This is a genomic window from Halomonas sp. H5, assembly GCF_050613175.1.
Taxonomy (GTDB): Bacteria; Pseudomonadota; Gammaproteobacteria; order Pseudomonadales; family Halomonadaceae; genus Bisbaumannia; species Bisbaumannia salifodinae.
Window position 1 is genome coordinate 234,694 of record NZ_CP192510.1, and the last position, 19,630, is coordinate 254,323.

At 70.0% G+C, this 19,630-nt stretch carries 14 protein-coding genes; 6 read left to right on the forward strand and 8 right to left on the reverse strand.

The genetic code is table 11. From position 1 onward, the window contains the following. Position 1: 1 nt before the first annotated feature. Entirely contained in the window at positions 2-808 is an 807-nt protein-coding gene (locus ACQ1W9_RS01065; RefSeq protein ID WP_431024922.1) for a fumarylacetoacetate hydrolase family protein, read from the reverse strand. Beyond that, positions 805-1,812, reverse strand: coding sequence for a flavin reductase family protein (locus tag ACQ1W9_RS01070; RefSeq protein ID WP_431024923.1), 1,008 nt, complete (start codon positions 1,810-1,812; stop codon positions 805-807). The genes ACQ1W9_RS01065 and ACQ1W9_RS01070 overlap by 4 nt, the downstream gene beginning before the upstream one ends. Positions 1,813-1,981: 169 nt before the next feature. On the opposite strand from ACQ1W9_RS01070, the gene ACQ1W9_RS01075 reads away from it, so the two are divergent. Continuing rightward, a complete protein-coding gene (locus tag ACQ1W9_RS01075; RefSeq protein ID WP_431024924.1) occupies positions 1,982-2,725 on the forward strand; it encodes an enoyl-CoA hydratase-related protein in 744 nt (247 codons plus the stop codon). Between the two features lie 177 nt (positions 2,726-2,902). Here ACQ1W9_RS01075 and ACQ1W9_RS01080 read toward each other — a convergent pair whose 3' ends face one another. From ACQ1W9_RS01080 to ACQ1W9_RS01090, 3 genes are all read right to left on the reverse strand, one after another. Next, complete coding sequence (locus tag ACQ1W9_RS01080) at positions 2,903-4,513, reverse strand: DUF1302 domain-containing protein (protein WP_431024925.1); 1,611 nt, start codon at positions 4,511-4,513, stop codon at positions 2,903-2,905. Between the two features lie 12 nt (positions 4,514-4,525). Then, positions 4,526-5,911, reverse strand: coding sequence for a DUF1329 domain-containing protein (locus tag ACQ1W9_RS01085; protein ID WP_431024926.1), 1,386 nt, complete (start codon positions 5,909-5,911; stop codon positions 4,526-4,528). Between the two features lie 79 nt (positions 5,912-5,990). Beyond that, complete coding sequence (locus ACQ1W9_RS01090; protein WP_431024927.1) at positions 5,991-7,109, reverse strand: Rieske 2Fe-2S domain-containing protein; 1,119 nt, start codon at positions 7,107-7,109, stop codon at positions 5,991-5,993. Positions 7,110-7,338: 229 nt separating this feature from the next. On the opposite strand from ACQ1W9_RS01090, the gene ACQ1W9_RS01095 reads away from it, so the two are divergent. The 5 genes from ACQ1W9_RS01095 to ACQ1W9_RS01115 all read left to right on the forward strand — a co-directional run bounded on the left by ACQ1W9_RS01095 (position 7,339) and on the right by ACQ1W9_RS01115 (position 14,879). After that, positions 7,339-9,063, forward strand: a complete 1,725-nt coding sequence (locus tag ACQ1W9_RS01095) for an FAD-dependent oxidoreductase (protein WP_431024928.1) — start codon at positions 7,339-7,341, stop codon at positions 9,061-9,063. Next, positions 9,060-10,760 (forward strand): FAD-binding protein, encoded by a 1,701-nt coding sequence (locus ACQ1W9_RS01100; RefSeq protein ID WP_431024929.1) that lies wholly within the window; start codon positions 9,060-9,062, stop codon positions 10,758-10,760. Before ACQ1W9_RS01095 ends, ACQ1W9_RS01100 begins: the two co-directional genes overlap by 4 nt. A gap of 5 nt (positions 10,761-10,765) precedes the next feature. Beyond that, the gene (locus ACQ1W9_RS01105; protein ID WP_431024930.1) at positions 10,766-12,343 is read left to right on the forward strand and encodes a FadD3 family acyl-CoA ligase; all 1,578 of its coding nucleotides are present in this window, start codon (positions 10,766-10,768) and stop codon (positions 12,341-12,343) included. A 176-nt stretch (positions 12,344-12,519) separates the two neighbouring features. Beyond that, positions 12,520-13,692, forward strand: coding sequence for an acyl-CoA dehydrogenase family protein (locus tag ACQ1W9_RS01110; RefSeq protein ID WP_431024931.1), 1,173 nt, complete (start codon positions 12,520-12,522; stop codon positions 13,690-13,692). After that, positions 13,689-14,879: an acyl-CoA dehydrogenase family protein gene (locus ACQ1W9_RS01115; RefSeq protein WP_431024932.1), complete on the forward strand. Its 1,191-nt coding sequence runs from the start codon at positions 13,689-13,691 to the stop codon at positions 14,877-14,879. Before ACQ1W9_RS01110 ends, ACQ1W9_RS01115 begins: the two co-directional genes overlap by 4 nt. 72 nt (positions 14,880-14,951) lie before the next feature. Here the strand turns inward: ACQ1W9_RS01115 and ACQ1W9_RS01120 are convergent, their stop codons facing one another. Genes ACQ1W9_RS01120 through ACQ1W9_RS01130 form a run of 3 tightly spaced genes read right to left on the reverse strand, consistent with a single transcriptional unit; the run spans position 14,952 to position 19,563 of the window. Continuing rightward, positions 14,952-16,184: an NADH:flavin oxidoreductase gene (locus tag ACQ1W9_RS01120; RefSeq protein WP_431024933.1), complete on the reverse strand. Its 1,233-nt coding sequence runs from the start codon at positions 16,182-16,184 to the stop codon at positions 14,952-14,954. Beyond that, a complete protein-coding gene (locus ACQ1W9_RS01125; protein WP_431024934.1) occupies positions 16,181-18,580 on the reverse strand; it encodes an efflux RND transporter permease subunit in 2,400 nt (799 codons plus the stop codon). Before ACQ1W9_RS01125 ends, ACQ1W9_RS01120 begins: the two co-directional genes overlap by 4 nt. After that, complete coding sequence (locus tag ACQ1W9_RS01130) at positions 18,580-19,563, reverse strand: WD40/YVTN/BNR-like repeat-containing protein (RefSeq protein WP_431024935.1); 984 nt, start codon at positions 19,561-19,563, stop codon at positions 18,580-18,582. Before ACQ1W9_RS01130 ends, ACQ1W9_RS01125 begins: the two co-directional genes overlap by 1 nt. Positions 19,564-19,630: the final 67 nt, after the last annotated feature.

Here is a 19,630-nt window from a genome sequence, read left to right on the forward strand (position 1 = left end):
GTCAGCAGAAGGCGATCCGGCTGCTGCCCAGGCCATCGATGGTGAGGTGGAAGCGATCGCCGGCGGTGACCGGCAGCAGCGGCGCCAGGGCGCCGGAGAGGATGATCTCGCCGGCCTTCAGGGGCAGGCCGTAGGCGCCCAGGGTATTGGCCAGCCAGGCCACCGCCTCGGCGGGGTGTCCCTGCACCGCGGCACCGGTGCCTTCGGTGCAGAAGGCGTCATTCTTGTGGATCGTCATGCGCGCCGCGGCCAGGTCCAGGTCGCGGGGCGCGACCCGCGTCTCGCCGATCACGAAGATGCCGCAGGAGGCGTTATCGGCCACGGTGTCCTGGATACGGATCTTCCAGTCGTCGATGCGCGAGTCGACGATCTCGAAGCAGGGCGCCACCCAGGCGGTGGCCTCCAGCACCTCGTCGCGGGTGATGCCGGGCCCCTGGAGGTCGTCGCGCAGCATAAAGGCGATCTCGCCCTCGGCGCGGGGCTGGATCAGCCCGGCCTGAGCCAGGGAGACCTCGGCACCGTCGGCATACAGCATGCGATCGGTGAGGAAGCCGAAGTCGGGCTGGTGGACATCGAGCATCTCCTGCACGGCGCGGCTGGTGACGCCGATCTTCTTGCCGATCAGCCGCTCGCCGGCGGCCTCGCGGTGGCGCAGCAGGTTCAGCGAGATGCGGTAGGCATCGTCGATGGTCAGCCCGGGGTGGCGCGCGGTGAGCGGCGCCAGGGTACGCCCGTCGCGCAGCGCGCCCAGCAGTTCCTCGGCGAGCGCCTCCAGGGTCTGGTCGGTGATGATGGCGGCCCGGCTCATGAGCGCGCCTCCGGGGAGACGCGCGGCGCCTGGCGATGCCAGAGGTCGGGATAGCCCGGGTCGCTATTGTGAATCAGGCGCTTGAGCAGCAGCCGGAGGGCCCTGGCGTCGGCCTCGCCGAGCTGGTCGATGATCTCCTGCTCGACGCGCTTGGCCGCGGCGATGCGGCCCTGGGCGATCTCGCGGCCCCGGGCGGTCAGGCGATAGCGCGGGGTCTCGCCGGCCTCGTCGACCTCGAGATAGCCGAGGCGACACGGCTCGACGAGCTCCGCCGCCGCCAGGGGGCGGTCGGTGTAGGCGAGGAAGTCGTTGAGCTCGTCGAGGGACGGCGCCTCGCGAATCAGCAGCACCGAGAGCACATAGAAGAGGCGGTGGTCGAGGGCGCTCTCGGGCTCCTTGATGCGCAACTGATGCAGCATCTGGAAGTGGGCACGGCCCAGCAGGTAACCGAGCAGGTCCTCGGTATAGCTGCTCTGGGCGTCCGCGGGGGGCTCGCTCAGCCGCGGCGTCTCGCTCGGCTTGAGGGTGCTCAGGGCGTACTGCCCGGCCTGGAAGACCAGGGGCGGACGATCGTTGCGATCGAAGTCGAGCACCTCGCCGACGAAGATCAGATGATCGCCGCCGTCATGGACGAAGACGGTGCGACACTGGAAGCGTGCCGCGCAGTCGCTCAGCAGCGGGGCGCTGGAGATCCCCTGATCCAGGCGCAGGCCGGCGAACTTGTCCTCGCCGCGGGAGGCGAAGCGATTCGACAGGGCCTCCTGCTCCAGGGTCAGGACATGCACGTTCCAGTGCTCGCCGTTCTCGAAGGCCGGCAGGCTGTAGGCCGACTTGGCCAGGCTCCAGAGCACCAGGGGCGGCGACATGGAGACCGAGTTGAAGCTGTTGGCGGTGATGCCCACGGGGGCGCCATCCCGATCACGGGTGGTGATGATGGTCACGCCGGTGGTAAAGGTGCCCAGCGCCTGGCGAAAGGCGCGCGTGTCGAAGGCAGGCTGGCTCATCGGGGGACTCCTGCGGTTTCCGGTCACGACAGTATCGACAGCAGCGGTGGCCGACCTCATCGTCTTTCCGGACTAGCCGTGGCCCCCTCGCCCTCGTCCGCCTGGACGTGGCGGCGCGCCGCGGCGCCGGCGAGGCTGGGCCTTCCTTCGATCCCCCTGGAGAGACCCTATGACCGCAACGCTGCAGTCGCACGCCACCGACGGGGTCCTGACCCTGACGCTGAATCGTCCCGAGGCGCTCAATGCCCTGAGCGCCGAGCTCTACCATCGACTGGCCGACCACCTGGCGGCGGCGGATCGCGATCCGGCGATTCGTGTGGTGGTGATTCGCGGTGCCGGGCGCAGCTTCTGCGCCGGCAATGATCTGGGCGATTTCCTCGAGCCGAGTCGCGACGCCCTCGCCGGGCCGCGGCGGCTGTTGCATACCCTGGCGACGCTGGAGACGCCCCTGGTGGCCGCGGTGCAGGGCCATGCGGTAGGCATCGGCACCACCCTGCTGTTGCATTGCGATCAGATCGTATGCGGCGAGCAGGCGCGTTTTCTGTTGCCCTTCACCCGGCTGGGCCTGGTGCCGGAGGGCGGTAGCACGCGCCTGCTGCCGGAGTGGCTCGGCCACCCGCGGGCCTTCTCCCTGCTGGTGATGGGCGAGCCCTGTGATGCCGCCACCGCCCGCGACCTGGGCCTGGTCAACGAGGTGGTGCCGGACGAGGCGCTGGGCGAGGCGCTGGAGCGGCGTGTCGCGCGGCTGTTGGCGCTGCCCGACGAGGCGGTGCGCCAGGGCAAGCGCCTGCTGCGGGGTCAGGGGCGGCGCGAGGCGCTCGAGCAGGCCATCGAGGAGGAGCTGGCCCACTTCTCGCGGTTGCTGGCCGGCGAGGAGGCCCAGCGGGCGCTTTATGCCGCCCAGCGTGGCTAGCGCGCCGGACCATCGCCGTCAATGCGACCGCGACCGAGGAGAGTGGCCCCGCGTGGCTAGTGCGCCGGGCCATCGTCGTTAGCGCGACCGAGGAGGGCGGCCCAGCGTGGCTGGCGCGAAATCACGCGCGGCCCCGCCGGTATCACCGGCGGGGCCGCGAGGGGGTGCCTGGTCGGCTTACCAGGCCTTGCTGACCACCAGGGAGACGTAGTCGCGATCGGCGAGCAGACGCTCTTCCACCGGATCATCGACCTCGACGCCGCCCATGTAGTTGAAGTAGCTGACCCCGACTTCCACGCCGGAGCGGTGGACGAAGTCGGCGCCGATGCTCAGGCGATGATCGCCCTCCCCGCCCAGGCCGCCGACCAGGGTGCGACCGCTGATCTGGCGCGAGTAGCTGATCGGCACCGAGAGGTCCCAGTTCTCGGTGAAGCCCGGGTAATCCAGGGTGACGGTGCCCTGGAAGGCGAGGCCGTGCCCGGTGTAGAGGAGCTCATCGGTGGTGGGTGCCGCGGCCTCGGGCAGCCCGTCGGTGCCGGGCAGGCGCCGCGACTCCACGTCGAGGATATCCACATAGGCGAGCTCGCCGATCAACGTCACCGAGTCGGCGAAGGAGGTGCGTCCCACGTTATAGAGGGTGTTGAGGGTGCTCTGCAGGATATCCGCGCGGGTCGGCGAGGGGATGACATTGCCCATCAGCGAGGTGGCGACCATGGTCGGGGCCCCGCGCTGGTAGGTGATCTCCCCCGCGTAGGAGCCGTTGCCATGGGAGGTGGTAAAGGTCGCCGCGTACATCTCGATATCATCGAAGTAGCGAATGTTGTAGGCGCCCAGCCCCGCATTGGCCAGTGGATCGATCTCGGGCAGCGGAATCCGATCATGGTAGTTGAGGAAGTAGAGGCCCAGCTCGGTACTCAGGCCGAGGCGATAGCGGGCGCCGAGGCCCCACTGGCCCTGCTTGTCGTCGGGTTCGATATCGGCGCCGCGGGGGGCGAAGGTACAGGCCCCGCCGATGACCGGTCCCAGGCACTCGGCGCCCTTGCCGATGGAGCTGGTGGTGCTCAGGTAGCTGCCGGGCTCCGACACAGTGGTTTCGTGCCAGTCATACTGCCAGTGGCCGAGGAAGGACCAGTTGTTGCCCAACTGAAGCTGGAAGGAGACCTGATCCTCCGGCAGCAGGATGTCCTTGACCTGCACGCCGGGCACCCCGCTGCGGGTGTCATCGGCGGGCCCCTGGGCCATGGAAATGCTGGGCATGAAGAGTGCCTCGCCCCAGGAGACCACGTGGCGACCGGCGCGCAGGTTGAGGAAGGCGTTATCCCCCAGCCTCAGGTCGGTATAGGCGTAGGCATCCAGGAAGCGGGAATAGCCGCCATGGTAGCGCTCCGCCTCCGAGGTGAAGTCGCTGGGCGGCGCCGAGTAGGTGGTGAACTGGCTCTCGTTGGCGGTGGAGCCGTGGTAGACGTCGTCGTAGAAGGTACTGACCGAGGTGACCAGGCCGACATTGTCATGCCGCAGGTGGCCCTCCAGCAGCAGGCTGAGGCGGTTGGCGGTCAGGTCGCCCTTGGCGAAGTTCTCGTTACCCTCATGGCCCGGCCCACGCAGGCGATCGTCGCGGCTCGCGGTGCGCGCCGACAGGGAGTAGGTGGTGGTGGCCTGCCAGTCCAGGGTGGTATCGCCGGGTAGATCGAGGCTGCCGGCCCAGGCCGGGGCGCTCAGCCCGACGCTCAGCACGGCGAGCGCCAGCGGCGTTAGGCGGGGCATCAGTGGTGTCTTCGATGGCATCATGTCGGGGCTTCCTCAGTGGCTGGAACGACGCAGGGCGGCGGGGGTGAACATGTCGACGGGCAGGTCGTCCCGGTTCAGCTCGGGGCCCTCCTCCAGGTCCTGGAACAGGTTGAAGGCCAAGTAACCGCCGGTGGTCAGGTCGTGATAGAAGCTGGTGCCGGCGTGCCAGGCATTGAGGTCGAAGGCGTAGTAGTAGTTGATAAAGCCGTGCTGAACGAGGGTGCCGCGGGTGTCGTAGTAGTCGCCGACCACGCCGTGCCAGGTGTCCTCGTCGATATACAGGGTGCGCTTGCCGAACTTGTGGCGATAGTCATCCTTGAGGGTGCCCTCGATGACCCAGACGCGACGCAGCTCGTAGCGCATCTCGTCGGGGTTGGCGTGCCCGGTCTGCAGCAGGTCGTCGTAGCTGACGTCTTCGGAATGAAGGCGATAGGCGTTGGCGGGGACATAGATCTCCCGCTGGCCGAGGAGGGCCCAGTCGTAGCGCTCGGGGGAGCCATTCATCAGGCGATCCTGATCGATGGTCAGCATCCCCGAGGTGCCCGGCATGGGGCTGTCGAAGCCGAATTCCGGGGCCTGACGCACCCGTCGCGTGCCCGGGTTGTAGCTCCAGGCGAGGCGATCCCGAGCGTAGCTGTTGGGCTCGATGGCGACGGTGGCGTTGCCGCGATCCCGGGCCGGCAGCAGGGTCTTGACGAAGGAGTAGGCCATCACGCCTTCCGTGGAATCGCCATGGGGCAGGCCGACATTATCGGGATGGGTGGTGGCGTTATAGGTGATATTGACCTGGCGGCCCCAGGTGATATCGCCGCCGGAATTGACGTTGGCGATATCGCGTTCCCAGTTGGCCTCGGTATAGGCCAGGTAGGGGTTGTTATGGTTGGCGAGCACCTCCATGGCCGAAGAGGGAATCGGGAAGGGGATGGCGCCATTGTAGCCGGTATAGCCCAGGCCGCCGTCGGTCAGCTCGGCCTCCAGGGCGTTGCGCCGCGCCACCTCGCAGACCTCGTCGGGGTAGCGGAAATCGCGGCGCCCCGGGTAGACCGGCATGCGGAAGGTCTCGGGATAACGCTCGAACATGGCGATCTGGCCATCGGTGAGGTTATCGGCATAATCGCGGAAGTTCTGCCCGTCGATCACCAAGGTCGGCGTGTCTTCCGGGTAGGGGTCGACGGGGTGCTGGCCGCTGTGCAGTTCGTAATCCACATGCGGGGGCTTGCCCAGCCAGTGGCCGGAGAAGGGGGGGATGGTGCCCGCCTCGTTGCCGGCGGCGACGGCGCCGACGCAGGTCAGGTCGTTGCCCAGCCGTTCGGCCTCCTCGGGGGAGACCGCGGCCTGAACGGTGGCCGTGGAGAGGGCCACCATCAGGGATGAGGTGATGGCAAGGGTCTGTTTCATGATGCCTCCGGTCGTCTCTATGGAGTGGGTCTTGTCGTTATTGAGCACTTTTCAGTGCGACTGGCATCGGGTGCCGGCATCAGCCGGGAATCGGGGCGTCGTGGGGCTCGGGGGTGTAAGGCGCCACGCCGTTGGGGACATAGGTCCCCGCACATTGCCGGGTGTATTGTTCGGCCTGCTCGCGGGGGTTGTAGAACTGCTTGTACCAGGTGCGTCCCTTCATGAAGGGGCCGTCGCTGGGGGTGAAGAGGCCATGGATGCAGGGGGCCTTGTGCGTCCAGACCTCGAAGTCCTGCTTGAAGGAGTTGAGGCTGGCTTCCTGGAATTGACGGGCGGCGATGACGTCCTGGGTGTTGGCCTCGGCATTGCCGCCGGGGGACTTGACCAGCAGGGCATGCCAGACCCGGATGGAACCATCCTCGACGGGGGTGTGATTGATCATCAGCACGGTGTCGAAGTAGCCGGTGAGGTAGCTGATCAACACGCCCGGGCCGTGATAGGTGGTGATGGTGTCCAGCTCGGGGCTGCCGCCATCGGGGCGCACCAGGGTGCGGTGGGGCCCGGCCTGACGCTGGATGGCCAGGTGGCCACGGAACTCGTTCTCGTAGCGCTTGACGGTGGAGCCGTGGATGGGGCCCAGGTGGCTGTAGTCGCAGATATTGTCGATCACCTCCTGGGGGTGCTGCCCCAGGGTGCCGAGATCGTCGAAACGCCATTTCACCCAGTCGGGGCGATCCCACTCCGCCAGGCTGGGGTGCTCCCACTCGGGCTCGCCGCCTTCCGGATCGTGCCAGACCCAGATCGCTCCCAGGCTCTCGACCACCGGCCATGACTTGATGCAGGCGGTCTTGGGAATGGGGCCCTCGTGATAGGGAATTTCGTTGCACTGACCGTCCGGCCCGAAGCGCCAGGCGTGATAAGGGCAGCGAATATTGTCGCCCTCGATATTGGTGCCGTGACCATCCTGCACCACATAGGAGGTGTCATTGCGGGCGGCGAGATGCGTCTTCATATGCGGGCAATGGGCGTCCAGGAGCACGATTCGCCCGGTCTCCTGCCCCCGGTAAAGCGCGAAATCACGACCAAAAAAACGCAGGGCGAGCGGCTTGTGGCTGTTCACCTCTTCCGAGGTGGCGATCATGAACCAGCCCCGCGGGAAGGTGAAATCCCCCAGCCGATAATCCTTGGACGTTGCCATCTTGGTACTCCTCGCAGCATGGATAGGTCCCGACCGATTCTGTGAGGGCGACGCGGGCGGGACATACTCTATTCGGACGATGGGGAGGCAGGCCGGCCCTAGTCCGCTTTGACGATGCCCGGCTGGGTAGCGGCTCCCATGATCGGGGTCAGATGGCCGATTTCTCGGGCCCGGCAGTCGGGTCGCTGGCGGGAGCGGCCGGACAACGACAACAACGGGAGTTAGCTAGATGACCTCGCATGCGCAACCCGTGGACACCTTCGATGTCATCGTGGTCGGCTCGGGAGCCGGTGCCATGACCGCGGCCCTGTTCGCGGCCGAAGGGGGCCTCAAGACGCTGGTCGTGGAAAAGAGTGATCGCTACGGCGGGACCTCGGCCCTCTCCGGCGGCGGAATCTGGATTCCCTGCAATCCCCACCTCGAGCGGCGCGGTGGCGGCGACAGCCGCGACCAGGCGTTGACCTATCTGCGTGCCGCCACCCGGGGCGAGGTAGAGGACGAACGGCTCGAGGCCTATGTGGACCTGGCGCCGCGCATGATCGAGGAGCTCGAGCGCATCAGCCGAGTGCGTTACGCCCTGGCCGAGAAGTACCCCGACTACTATCCGGAGCTGCCCGGGGCCATGGCCGGCGGCCGCTCCCTGGACCCCGAGCTGTTCGATACCAGCCTGCTGGGTGACGAACAGGCGGTGCTGCGCGAGCCGTCCCCCGCCACCCTGCTGCTGGGGCGCATCGCCTGGACGGCCCGCGACGCCCACCAGGCCATGCAGCGCGGGCGCGGCTGGTGGCTGATGGTGTTGCGGCGGATGCTGCGCTATCAGCTCGACCTGGGGCGGCGCCTGAAGACGCGTCGCGATCGCCGCGCCGGCCTGGGGGGCGCCCTGGTGGCCTCGCTGCGGCGTTCGCTGATGGATCGCGAGGTACCGCTGTGGCTCAACACCGAGATGCGCGAGCTGGTCCGGCGGGACGGCCGGGTAAGCGGCGTGGTGGTGGCCCGGGCGGGCCGCGAGACGCTGCTGGAGGCGCGTTGCGGGGTCATCCTGGCCTCCGGCGGCTTCGAGCAGAGTCCCGAGCTGCGCGAGAAGTACCTGCCGGCGCCGACCCGCTGCAGCTGGAGCGCCACGCCGCCGGGCAACAACACCGGGGCGGCGCTGCTGGCGGGGCAGGCCGTCGGCGCGGCCACCGAACGGCTCGACCAGGCCTGGTGGGCGCCGACCATCAGCGTGGTCGGCGAGGAGAAGGCGCGGGGCATCTTCGCCGAGCGCTCCTCGCCGGGGGCCATCGTGGTCAATGGCGAGGGGCGGCGCTTCGTCAACGAGTCCGAGCCCTACCCGGAGTTCGTGGAGGCGATGTATGCCGATAATGCCCGGACCCAGGGGCGCAGCATCCCCGCCTGGGTGATCTTCGACGCCCACTTCCGCCACCGCTACGCCATGGGGCCGCTGATGCCCGGGCAGGTGGCGCCGGACCATCGCCTGCCCGAGGCCTGGCGCGACAGCGTCTACTGGAAGGCCGACAGCCTGGCGGCGCTGGCCCAGCGCATCGGCGTGGATCCCCAGGGGCTTCAGGAGAGCGTGGCCCGGCTCAACCGCTTCGCCGAGACGGGGCGCGACGAGGAGTTCGGCCGCGGCGGCAATGTCTTCGACCGCTACTACAGCGACAGCACCGTCGGCCCCAACCCCTGCCTGGCGCCGCTGGTCAAGCCGCCCTTCTATGCCATGCGCCTGGATCCCGGCGATACCGGCACCAAGGGGGGGCTGAGGACCAACGCCCGCGCCCAGGTGCTGGACGAGGGCGGTGCGGCGATTCCCGGCCTCTATGCCGTCGGCAACTGTTCGGCGGCGGTGATGGGGCCCTGCTATCCCGGTGCCGGCGGCACCCTGGGGCCGGCCATGACCTTCGGTTATGCGGCGGCCCGGGACCTGGTGCGCCAGCAACAGGAGGTGAACTCATGAGTGCCCAGGGACCCACCGAGATTCAGGCCCCCTACCGCTGTGCCGATCCCGCCGCCGAGGCGTGGCACGATCAGTGCGACGTCCTGGTGGTGGGCTGGGGGGGCGCCGGGGCCTGTGCGGCCCTGGAGGCCCGCGAGGGCGGCGCCGACGTGCTGGTGGTGGATCGTCTCGAGGGCGGCGGCGCCAGCGCCAAGAGCGGCGGCGTGGTCTATGCCGGCGGCGGCACCGACCAGCAGCGCGCGGCCGGCCAGACGGACTCCCCCGAGGCGATGTTCGACTACCTGCGCCACGAGACCCAGGGCGTGGTCTCCGAGGCCACCCTGTGGCGCTTCTGCCAGCAGAGCCGCGACAACCTGGCCTGGCTGGAGCGGCTGGGCACGCCCTACGAGGCCAGCATGCCCCCCGGCGGCAAGACCTCCTACCCGGCGGACGGCTACTACCTCTACTACTCCGGCAACGAGCTGGTGCCGGCCTGCCGCGGCGACAATCCGCCGGCGCCGCGGGGCCACCGCACCGTGAACAAGGGCCACGGCGGGGTGGTGTTCTATCGCCACCTGCGCCAGGGCTGCGTGGAGGCCGGGGTGCGCGCCCTGCTGCAGACCGCGGTCCGCCGCCTGGTGGTGGAGGAGGGCAGTGGCCGGGTGATCGGCGTCGAGGCCTGGCGCCTGGACCCGGAGAGCCCCGCGGGGCGGCGTCACCGCCGCCTGGCGCGGCGCATCGAGCGCTGGCAGGACCTGGCCCCCGGCCTGGGCGAGCGGCTGCGCCGCCGGCTCGGCGAGCTCGAGCGGCGCCACGCCGAGCGCTACCTGATCCGCGCGCGCCGCGGCGTGATCCTGACCACCGGCGGCTTTATCTTCAATCGCCAGATGCTGGAGCGCCATGCGCCCCGCTACCTGCGCAACTTCCGCATCGGCACCCCCGGCTGCGACGGCAGTGGCATCCGCCTCGGCGAGAGCGTGGGCGGCGCCACGGACCATCTCGAACGGGTCTCCGCCTGGCGCTTCATCAACCCGCCGCTGTGCTGGCCCAAGGGCATCGTGGTCAACGCCCAGGGCGAGCGGATCTGCAACGAGGAGGTGTACGGTGCCACCCTGGGCCACGCCATCTGCGAGGAGAGCGGCGGCCGCGCCTGGCTGATCCTCGATCGCCGCCTGCGGCGCCAGGCGATCCGCCAGGCGCTGACCGGCGGCTACTGGGGCTTCCAGGCGATTCCGGCGCTGCTGCTGATGTTCCTGGCCCGCCCCAGTCGCAGCCTCGAGGCCCTGGCACGGCGCATCGGCTGTGACGCCGAGACCCTGAAGGCCCAGTTCGAGGCCTATCATCGGGCCATCGACGAGGACGCCGAGGATCCCCAGGGCAAGTCGTCGTCGTCCCGGCAGCGCCTGGATCGGGCGCCCTGGTACGCCTGCGATATCTCGGTGACCAGCCCGGGCTTCCCGCTGAGCGCCATCACCCTGGGCGGCCTGCGCGTGGACGAGGAGACCGGGGCGGTGCTCGACGGCGAGTCCCGGCCGCTCGCCGGGCTGTTCGCCGCGGGGCGGGCCGCCGTCGGGGTGCCGTCCCATTCCTATATCAGCGGCCTGTCGCTGGCCGACTGCGTATTTTCGGGCCGGCGCGCCGGCCAGGCCGTGCTGCGGGCCGCGGACGGCGACGTCGTCCGGCCGTCCCGACAGCCCAGCGTCGAGGAGAGAGGGTGAACGCGATGAGCCAGCCGACCACCATTCCGGCCCTGCTGCACGAGGCCGCGGCGCGCCATGCCGGCATCGCGGCCCTGGAAGACGCCGGGGAGCGCATCGACTACGCCGAGCTGCCCGAGCGGGCCGCGGCGGTGGCCCGCGGCCTGCTGGCGGCGGGCATCGCCAAGGGCGACCGGGTCGCCCTCTGGGCGCCCAATACCAGTCGCTGGGTGCTGGCGGCGCTGGGCATCCACCTGGCCGGCGGCGTGCTGGTGCCGCTCAATACGCGCATGAAGGGGCGCGAGGCGAGCGATATCCTGCGCCGTAGCGGGGCGCGGCTGCTGTTCCTGGCCGGGGACTTCCTCGGCCAGGACTACCCCGCGCTGCTCGACGGCCTGGTACCGGAGACGCTGGAGCGGCGGGTGCTGCTCGGCGAGCGCGACGCCGCGCCCCTGAGCGGGCTGACGGCCTGGGAGGCCTTCCTGGCCGAGGGCGAGGCCGTCGAGGCGGCGGCGGTAGAGGCCCGGGCCGCGAGCCTGGGGCCCGAGGACCTCTCCGACCTGCTGTTTACCTCCGGCACCACCGGGGCCCCCAAGGGGGTGATGAGCGAGCATGGCCAGAACCTGCGCGCCTTCGGCGAGTACATTCGGGTGATCGGCCTGCGCCCCGGGGATCGCTACCTGGTGATCAACCCCTTCTTCCACGCCTTCGGCTACAAGGCGGGCTGGCTCTCCTGCCTGCTCGCCGGGGCCACCATCCTGCCCCAGGCGGTGTTCGATGCCGCCGCGGTGCTCGAACGCATCGAGCGCGAGCGGATCAGCGTGCTGCCGGGGCCGCCGACCCTCTATCTGTCGCTGCTCGCCGAGCCGCGGCTGGCCGAGGCGGACCTCTCCAGCCTGCGGGTCGCGGTGACCGGGTCGGCGAGTATCCCGCCGATCCTGATCCGGCGCATGCGCGAAGAGCTGGGCTTCGCGGTGGTCACCACCGCCTACGGGCTCACCGAATGCGGTGGCCTGGCCACCCTCTGCGATCCCGCGGCGGATGCCGAGACCATCGCCACCACCAGCGGTCGGGCCATCGCCGGCACCGAGGTCTCGATACGCGACTCCCGGGGGGCGGCGCTCGCCGCCGGCGAGAGCGGCGAGATCTGCCTGCGCGGCTTCCATGTGATGCGCGGCTACTTCGATCACCCCGAGGCCACCGCGGAGGCCATCGACGCCGCGGGCTGGCTGCACACCGGTGACGTGGGCAGCCTCGATGCGGCGGGCAACCTGCGCATCACCGACCGCCTCAAGGACATGTTTATCGTCGGCGGCTTCAACTGCTATCCGGCGGAGATCGAGGCGATGCTGGTGGAGCACCCCCGGATCGCCCAGTGCGCGGTGATCGGCGTGCCGGACGAGCGCCTGGGGGAGGTGGGCTGCGCCTTCGTGGTGCCCACCGCGGGTCCCCCGCCCTCGGCGGAGTCGCTGATCGCCTGGGCGCGCCGACAGATGGCCAACTACAAGGCGCCGCGCCATATGCGCCTGGTCGAGCGCCTGCCGGTCAATGCCTCCAACAAGGTGGTCAAGCCGGCGCTGCGCCGGCTCTTCGACCAGGGCTAGTCGTTCTCGATCGGGTTCCTTGGTGCTTGCTGTGTTTCGCCTGCCTCTCGGCAGGCGTTTTTTTGGCTGCCGCGTGGATCCGCGCTCGCGCCGACGGCTGCTAGTCCTATTGAAGGATGCCGCCGCTGGCCGGGCGCGGGATGATGCGGCGATGCCTGATAACACGGGAGACGCAGATGGATTTTAGCCTGACCGATGAGCAGCTGATGATCCGCGAGTCCGCCGAGAGCCTCCTGGCCGACCTCTCGGATTCGGCGGCGGTGCGCGCGGCGATGGCGGGGGAGACGGGTCACGACCCCGAGGTGTGGCGCCAGGTGGCCGAGGAGATGGCCTGGCCGGCGGTGCATGTGCCGGAGGCCTGCGGCGGCCTGGGGCTGGGCGCGGTGGAGCTGGCCATCCTTATGGAGCAGATGGGCCGGCGGCTGTTCTGCTCGCCCTTCCTGGCCACCTCCTGCCTGGCCAGCGTGGCCCTGCTGTGCGCCGGCGAGGGCCCCTGGCGGGAGCGCTGGCTGCCCGCCATCGCCGAGGGGCGGCTCACCGCCACCCTGGCCTTCGGCGGCACCCAGCCCTGGGGCGCCGAGACGATCGACGTGGTCGCCGAGCCGGATGGCGAGGGCTATCGGCTCAGCGGCACCTGCCGCCAGGTCCTCGACCTGACCACGGCGGGCCTGCTGCTGGTGGCGGCGCGCCTGCCGGACAGCCGCGGCGAGCGCGGCGTCTGCCTGTTCGCCGTCGACCCCGGCGCCGCCGGGGTGACCCGCACGGCGCTGCCCGGCATGGATCAGACCCGCCGCCTGGGGCGCCTCGAACTGAGCGCGGTGACGCTGGGCGCCGAGGCGCGCATCGGTGACGAGGGCGAGGCCTGGCCGGCCCTGGAGCAGGGCCTGCGTATCGCCGCCATCGCCCTGGCCGCCGAGCAACTGGGCGGGGCCCAGCAGTGCCTGGAGATGACCGTGGCCTATGGCCTGGAGCGTCAGCAGTTCGGGCGCCCCATCGGTGGCTTCCAGGCCATCAAGCACCGCGCCGCCGACATGATGCTGTCCATCGAGCGCACCCGCTCGGCGGTCTATTACGCGGCCTGCGTGGCCAGCGAGGCGCTCGATCCCCGGGGCGACGCGGCGGTGGCCGCCGAGCTGCCCCTGGCCGCCTCGCTGGCCAAGGCCCAGGCCTCCGAGACCTATTTCCACTGCGCCGCCGAGGCGCTCCAGCTCCACGGCGGCGTGGGCTTCACCTGGGAGTACGATCCCCACCTCTATTTCAAGCGGGCCCGGGCCGGCGAGGGCTTCCTCGGCACACCCGACTGGCACCACGAGCGGATCGCCCGACAACTGATGGGAGAGGCATCATGAAGATCGGTTTCAGCCCTGAGGACGAGGCCTTTCGCCAGGAGATCGCCACCTGGCTGGAGGCCAACCTGAAGGACGAGTTCGCCGCCCTGCGGTTCCGCGGCGGCCCCGGCGACGAGCACGCCTTCCCCGAGGAGCGCAAGGCCTGGGAGCGGCGCCTGGCCGAGGGCGGCTGGACCTGCGTGGGCTGGGCGCCGGAACATGGCGGCCGCGGCCTGTCGATCAGCCAGCAGGTGATCTTCCACGAGGAGTATGCCCGGGCCGGGGGGCCGGGGCGCATGGGCCATATCGGCGAGGGCCTGGCCGGGCCCACCATCGCCGCCTTCGGCAGCGAGGCCCAGCGGCGGCGCTTCTTGCCGGGCATCGTCGCCGGGCGTGACTTCTGGTGCCAGGGCTACTCGGAGCCGGGCGCCGGCTCGGACCTGGCCAATATCAAGACCCGCGCCTGGCAGGACCCGGACACCGGCAAGTGGATCCTCCAGGGCCAGAAGGTCTGGACCTCCCTGGCCCACGAGTCCGACTGGTGTTTCGTGATCGCCCGCACCGATCCCCAGAGCCGCGGCCGCGAGGGACTCTCCTTCCTGCTGGTGCCGATGGATCAGCCGGGCATCACGGTGCGCCCCATTCCCCAGCTCACCGCCACCTCGGAGTTCAACGAGGTGTTCTTCGACGAGGCCGAGACCGACGCCGACGCCCTGCTCGGCGCCCCCGGCGACGGCTGGCGGATCGCCATGGCGCTGCTCGGCTTCGAGCGCGGCGTCTCGACCCTGGGCCAGCAGATGCAGTTCCGCAACGAGCTGGAGACCCTGATCGGGCTGGCCCGGGACAAGGGGTGCGATCGCGATCCCCTGATTCGCCAGCGCCTGGCCCGCGCCTGGGGCGGCCTCAAGATCATGCGCTACAACGCCCTGCGCATGCTCTCGGGGCCCCAGGACGGCAGCCTCAAGCCCGAGGCGATGATCTACAAGCTCGACTGGTCGAGCTGGCATGTCGAGCTGGGCAAGCTGGCCATGGATATCCTCGGCGACGAGGCCGAGATCCTCGAGGCGGCGCCCTACGAGCTGGGACGCCTGCAGTCGCTGTTCCTGTTCAGTCGCGCCGATACCATCTATGGCGGCACCAGCGAGATCCAGCGCAATATCATCGCCGAGCGGGCCCTGGGCCTGCCCCGGGAGCCGCGGCCGGCGTGATCGCGGACCCGAGCGTGACGACAGAAGGGGGAGACCATGGTCTCCCCCTTCTGCATGGCGGCTGCCCCGGGTTCAGCCGGCCGCCGGCCGACGATTGAGCTCGGGGTCGCCGGGGCGCCCCAGCACGCAGGAGGTGCCGCCGTCGGTGTACATCATCGCCACGCAACGATTGCAGTGGGTGCAGCCGCTGTGGAGCGCCTGGCCGCGACACACCGCGGCGACGAACCCCGGGTCGTGGATCAGCACCCGGCCCAGGGCCACGCCCTCGAAGCCCTCGCCGAGCGCCCGCTCGACATTGGCCGCGCTGCTGACCCCGCCCAGGTAGGCCAGCGGCATGTCCACCGCCCGGCGCACCCGACGCGCCATTTCCAGCAGGTAGAGCTCGCGGAAGGGGATCTCGCGCTGGAAGCGCTCCTGCAGGTACATGCCGGCGCGCATGATGGGGTTGCTGACCACGGCGCGGTTCTCGGCGGGGAAGGAGGAGCCGAACATGGTGGTGATCGACTCGGCATTCAGCCCGGCGCTGAGCACCAGCAGGTGGGCCCCCTCGCGCTCCAGCTGGCGGGCGATCTCGACGCCCTCCTCGATGCCGTTCCCGCCGCGACAGCCGTCGGTCATGCTGTACTTGCAGATCACCGCCATCTCGTCACCCACGGCGTCGAGCACCCGGCGCAGCACCCGCCGCGGGAAGCGGGCGCGGTTCTCGAGGCTGCCCCCATAGGCGTCCCGCCGGCGGTTGTAGAGGGGCGAGAGGAACTGGCTGAGCAGGTAGCCGTGGCCCATATGGATCTCCACGGCATCGAAGCCGGCGCGGCGGGCCAGGCGGGCGCCCTCGGCGAACTGCTCGGCGATCCGCTCCATGTCCGCCTCGCCGAGGCCGCGCTTGAGAAACTGGCCGCTCATCAGGCCGATCTTGTTGAAGCCGCCGCTGGCCGAGAGCGGGCGGCCCCGGCCGCGGATAAAGGTGAAGCAGCCGCCATGGGTGATCTGGGCTGAGGCGGCGCCGCCCTGGCGGTGGACCGCCTGGGTCAGGACGCGCAGGTGGGGCAGGGCGGCCTCGTTGAGCTGGATCTGGTCGGGCAGGGTGGTGCCCTCGGCGCTCACCGCGCAGTAGGCCACCGTGGTCAGGGCGGCGCCGCCGGCGGCGATGCCCTCGTGGAAGCGCACCAGCTGCTGGGTGGGCAGGCCGTCGCGGGACATGCCTTCGTTGGTGGCGGCCTTGATCAGGCGATTCTTCAGGCGCAGCGGGCCCAGGGTCAGCGGGCTGCCCGCCTGGGGCATCGGTGTCGTCTGCGGTGCGTTCATGCGCCCTCCTGGGTCGCGGGGTTGAGGGGGCGGGGCGTGGTCGCGCCGCGGCGCCGGGCCTGGCCGGCACCCAGCCAGCAGGCCAGGGCCGGCAGCACGAAGATGGCGCCGAGCACGTTGACCAGGAACATGAAGGCCAGCAGCACGCCCATGTCGGCCTGGAACTTCAGCGACGACATGGCCCAGGTGGCCACGCCGATGGACATGGTCAGGGCGGTGAAGACGGCGGCGGTGCCGCGCTGCTTCAGCGCCTGGTAGTAGGCCTCGCGCAGCGGCAGGCGCTCCTGGCGCAGGATGCCCAGCAGGCGCTCGTAGATATAGACGCCGTAGTCGACCCCCACGCCGACCCCCAGGGGGATCACCGGCAGGGTGGAGACCTTGAGGCCGATGCCCAGCAGCGACATCAGGGCGTTGCACAGGATGGAGACCACGGTCAGCGGCACCAGCACGCAGAGCACGCCGCGCCAGGAGCGGAAGGTCAGCCAGCAGAGCAGGGCGATGGCGGTGAAGATCGACACCAGCATCTTGGTCTCGGAGCGCTCCACCGCCTCGTTGGTGGCGGCGGTGACGCCGGCATTGCCGCCGGCCAGGCGGAAGCTGACCCCCGGGGTGTCGTCGGCGGCGATAAAGCGCTCGGCCTCGGCCACCACATGCTTGAGGGTGTCGTTCTGCTGATTGCGCAGATAGACCATCAGGTTGATGGTCTCGCAGCCGGCGGTATTGAGGCCATTGGCCGGGTGGGCCGCCTCGCTGCCGGCGCGCAGGGCCATGGAGGAGCGCTGCAGGGTCTGCCAGCGGGGGTTGCCCTCGTTGTTGCCCGCGGTATAGAGCCTGGCCAGGCCGGCCACGCTGCTGACCGAGTCGACCCCATCCACGCCGCGCATCTGCAGGTCGAAGCGGTCGATGGCGTTCATGATCTCCCAGTCGAGGCAGGCCTCCTCCTCGCCGCGGGTCTCGGCATAGATCGACAGCACGTTCATGCCGATGTCGTAGTCGCGCATGATGCTGGCGTTGTCCAGGTTGTAGCGGGAGTCGGCGCGCAGCTCGGGAATGCCCTCGCCGATATCCCCCACCACCAGCTGCCGCGACTGGTAGATGCCCAGGGCCAGCAGGCCGAGCATCACCGCCAGGCTGGCCAGGGCCGGGCCGGGTTCGGCCAGCCGCGAGACCGGCCACCACAGGCGGTGGCGCGCCGGGGCCGCCTCGCCGCCGGGCGTGACCAGGCCGCCGGCGGGCAGGAAGGAGAGCAGGATCGGCATAAAGCAGAGGTTGGAGAAGATCATCAGGCCGATGCCCAGGCAGGCGGTGACCCCCAGCTCGTGGAGCATGGGAATATCGATCAGCATGATCACCAGGAAGCCGAAGACATTGGTCAGCAGGGCGACGCTGCCGGGGATGGCCAGCTTGCGAAAGGCGTTCTCGGCGGCCTCGGCGGACCCCAGGCCGGCGGCCACCTCCTGTTTCCAGGCGTTGATCATCTGCACCGCGTGGGAGACCGCCATGGAGAACAGCAGGAAGGGCACCAGCATCGACATGGGGTCGATGCCATAGCCCATCCGCGGCAGCAGGCCCAGTAGCCAGGTCACCGGCAGCAGCGCCACGAAGATGGCGAAGGCGGTCAGGCGCAGCGAACGGGAGTAGCCCCACAGCAGCAGGGTGGTGATGACGAAGGCCACGGCGAAGAAGGTCATTACCGTGCCCAGGCCCTCCATGATATCCCCCAGCACCTTGGCGAAGCCGAGGATATGCACCTCGACGCGCTCATCCTCCAGCTGCTGGCGGATGTTCTCCAGGTGCGCGGCCACGGCGGCATAGTCGGTGCGCTCGCCGGTGGCGGGGTCGAACTCCAGCAGCTCGGCCTGGACCATGGCCGCCCCCAGGTCGTTGGCCACCAGGTTGCCGATCTGGCCGGACTTCTCCACGTTGCTGCGCACCTGGGCCAGGTGCTCGGGGCTACCGGTGAAGCGCGAGGGGATCACCTCGCCGCCCATGAAGCCGTACTCGGTCACCTCCAGGTAGCGGGTCTCCGGGGTGAACAGCGAGCGCACCGTGGTGCGGTTGATCCCCGGGGTGAAGTAGACCTCGTCGGTGGCCTGGCGCAGCCGCTCCATGAACTCGGCGTTGTAGATATCGCCGTCGCCCTGCCACTCCAGGCTGATCATCACCCGGTTGGAGCCGGTGAAGTGCTCGGCGTGGTCATGATAGGCCGCCATGAACTCGTGGTTCTGGGGCAGCAGCTTGGTGAGGCCGGCGTCGAAGCGGGTCTGGGTGGCGGCCCAGGCGAGCAGCAGGGTCAGCGCCAGCAGCAGCAGGCCGATGGGCACCCGGAAACGAATCAGGTGCCGGGCCAGGCAGTCCACCAGGCGGGGAATGGCAGTCCGTATCAGCGTGATCATCAGGAGGCTCCTGTCTCGTCGGGGGCGTCGAGGGCGAGGCGGCGCAGGCCCACGTCGGTGGTGAACCAGCCGTCCCCGGAGGGCGTCAGCTGGAGGCCGGTGAGGGTGGCGTTGCCCGCCTGGCGCAGCACCTGGAAGGTGGCGCCGCGATCGCTGGTGGCGATCAGCACGCCGCCCTGACCGCCGATCACCAGGGTGCCGTCGGCGAGACGCTGGTGAGCATGCAGGGAGAGGGGGGCGTCCAGGGCGACCGGGCGCCAGCGCTGGCCATGGTCACGGGTGACGAAGAGGTTGCCGCGCATGCCATAGGCGACCCAGGCGCCGCCGCCCAGGTGGCTGATGCCGTAGAGGGAGCCGTCGTAGAACTCGGGCAGGGCCTCCCAGTGGCGCCCCCCGTCCCGGGAGCGCAGCACCGTGCCCGCCTCGCCGACGATCATCCAGTGACCTCCGCCCTGGCTGCCGGCGATGGCGTTGAGGTGCCAGTCGGTGCCGTCGGGTGCCGGCTCGGCCTGCCAACTGAGGCCGTCGTCCCGGGAGCGGCGGACCTGGCCGAAGGCGCCCACCGCCAGCCAGTCGCCGGAGGGCAGCCGGGCCAGGTCCAGCAGGGGCTCGCTGCCCTCGGGGTCGAAGGCCACCTCCCGCCAGTGACGGCCGCCGTCGGTGCTGCGCAGGATCCAGCCCTCGTGGCCGATGGCCAGCCCCAGGGACTCGTCCTCGGTAAAGATCAGGCGGGTGATCAGGGCGTGGCGCTGCACGTCCAGGTCGGCCCGCTGCCAACTGACGCCCTGATCCGTGGAGAGCAACAGGTGACCCTGCTCCCCCGCCGCGACCAGCCCCGCCTCGGTGCGGGTGATATCGGTGAGCAGCATCCCCGCGACGGGCAGGGTGGCGGGCCGCAGGGGGGGCGGGATACGGGGCGAGAAGGCGTAGAGTCCCGCGAGGGCCACCACCAGGGTGGTGGCGAGGCCGACCAGCACGCGCATAGCTATCTCCTTGTCCGGGGCTTGTTGTTGTGTGCCTCCCGATTATTCGCGACGCAGGATTCGCCAC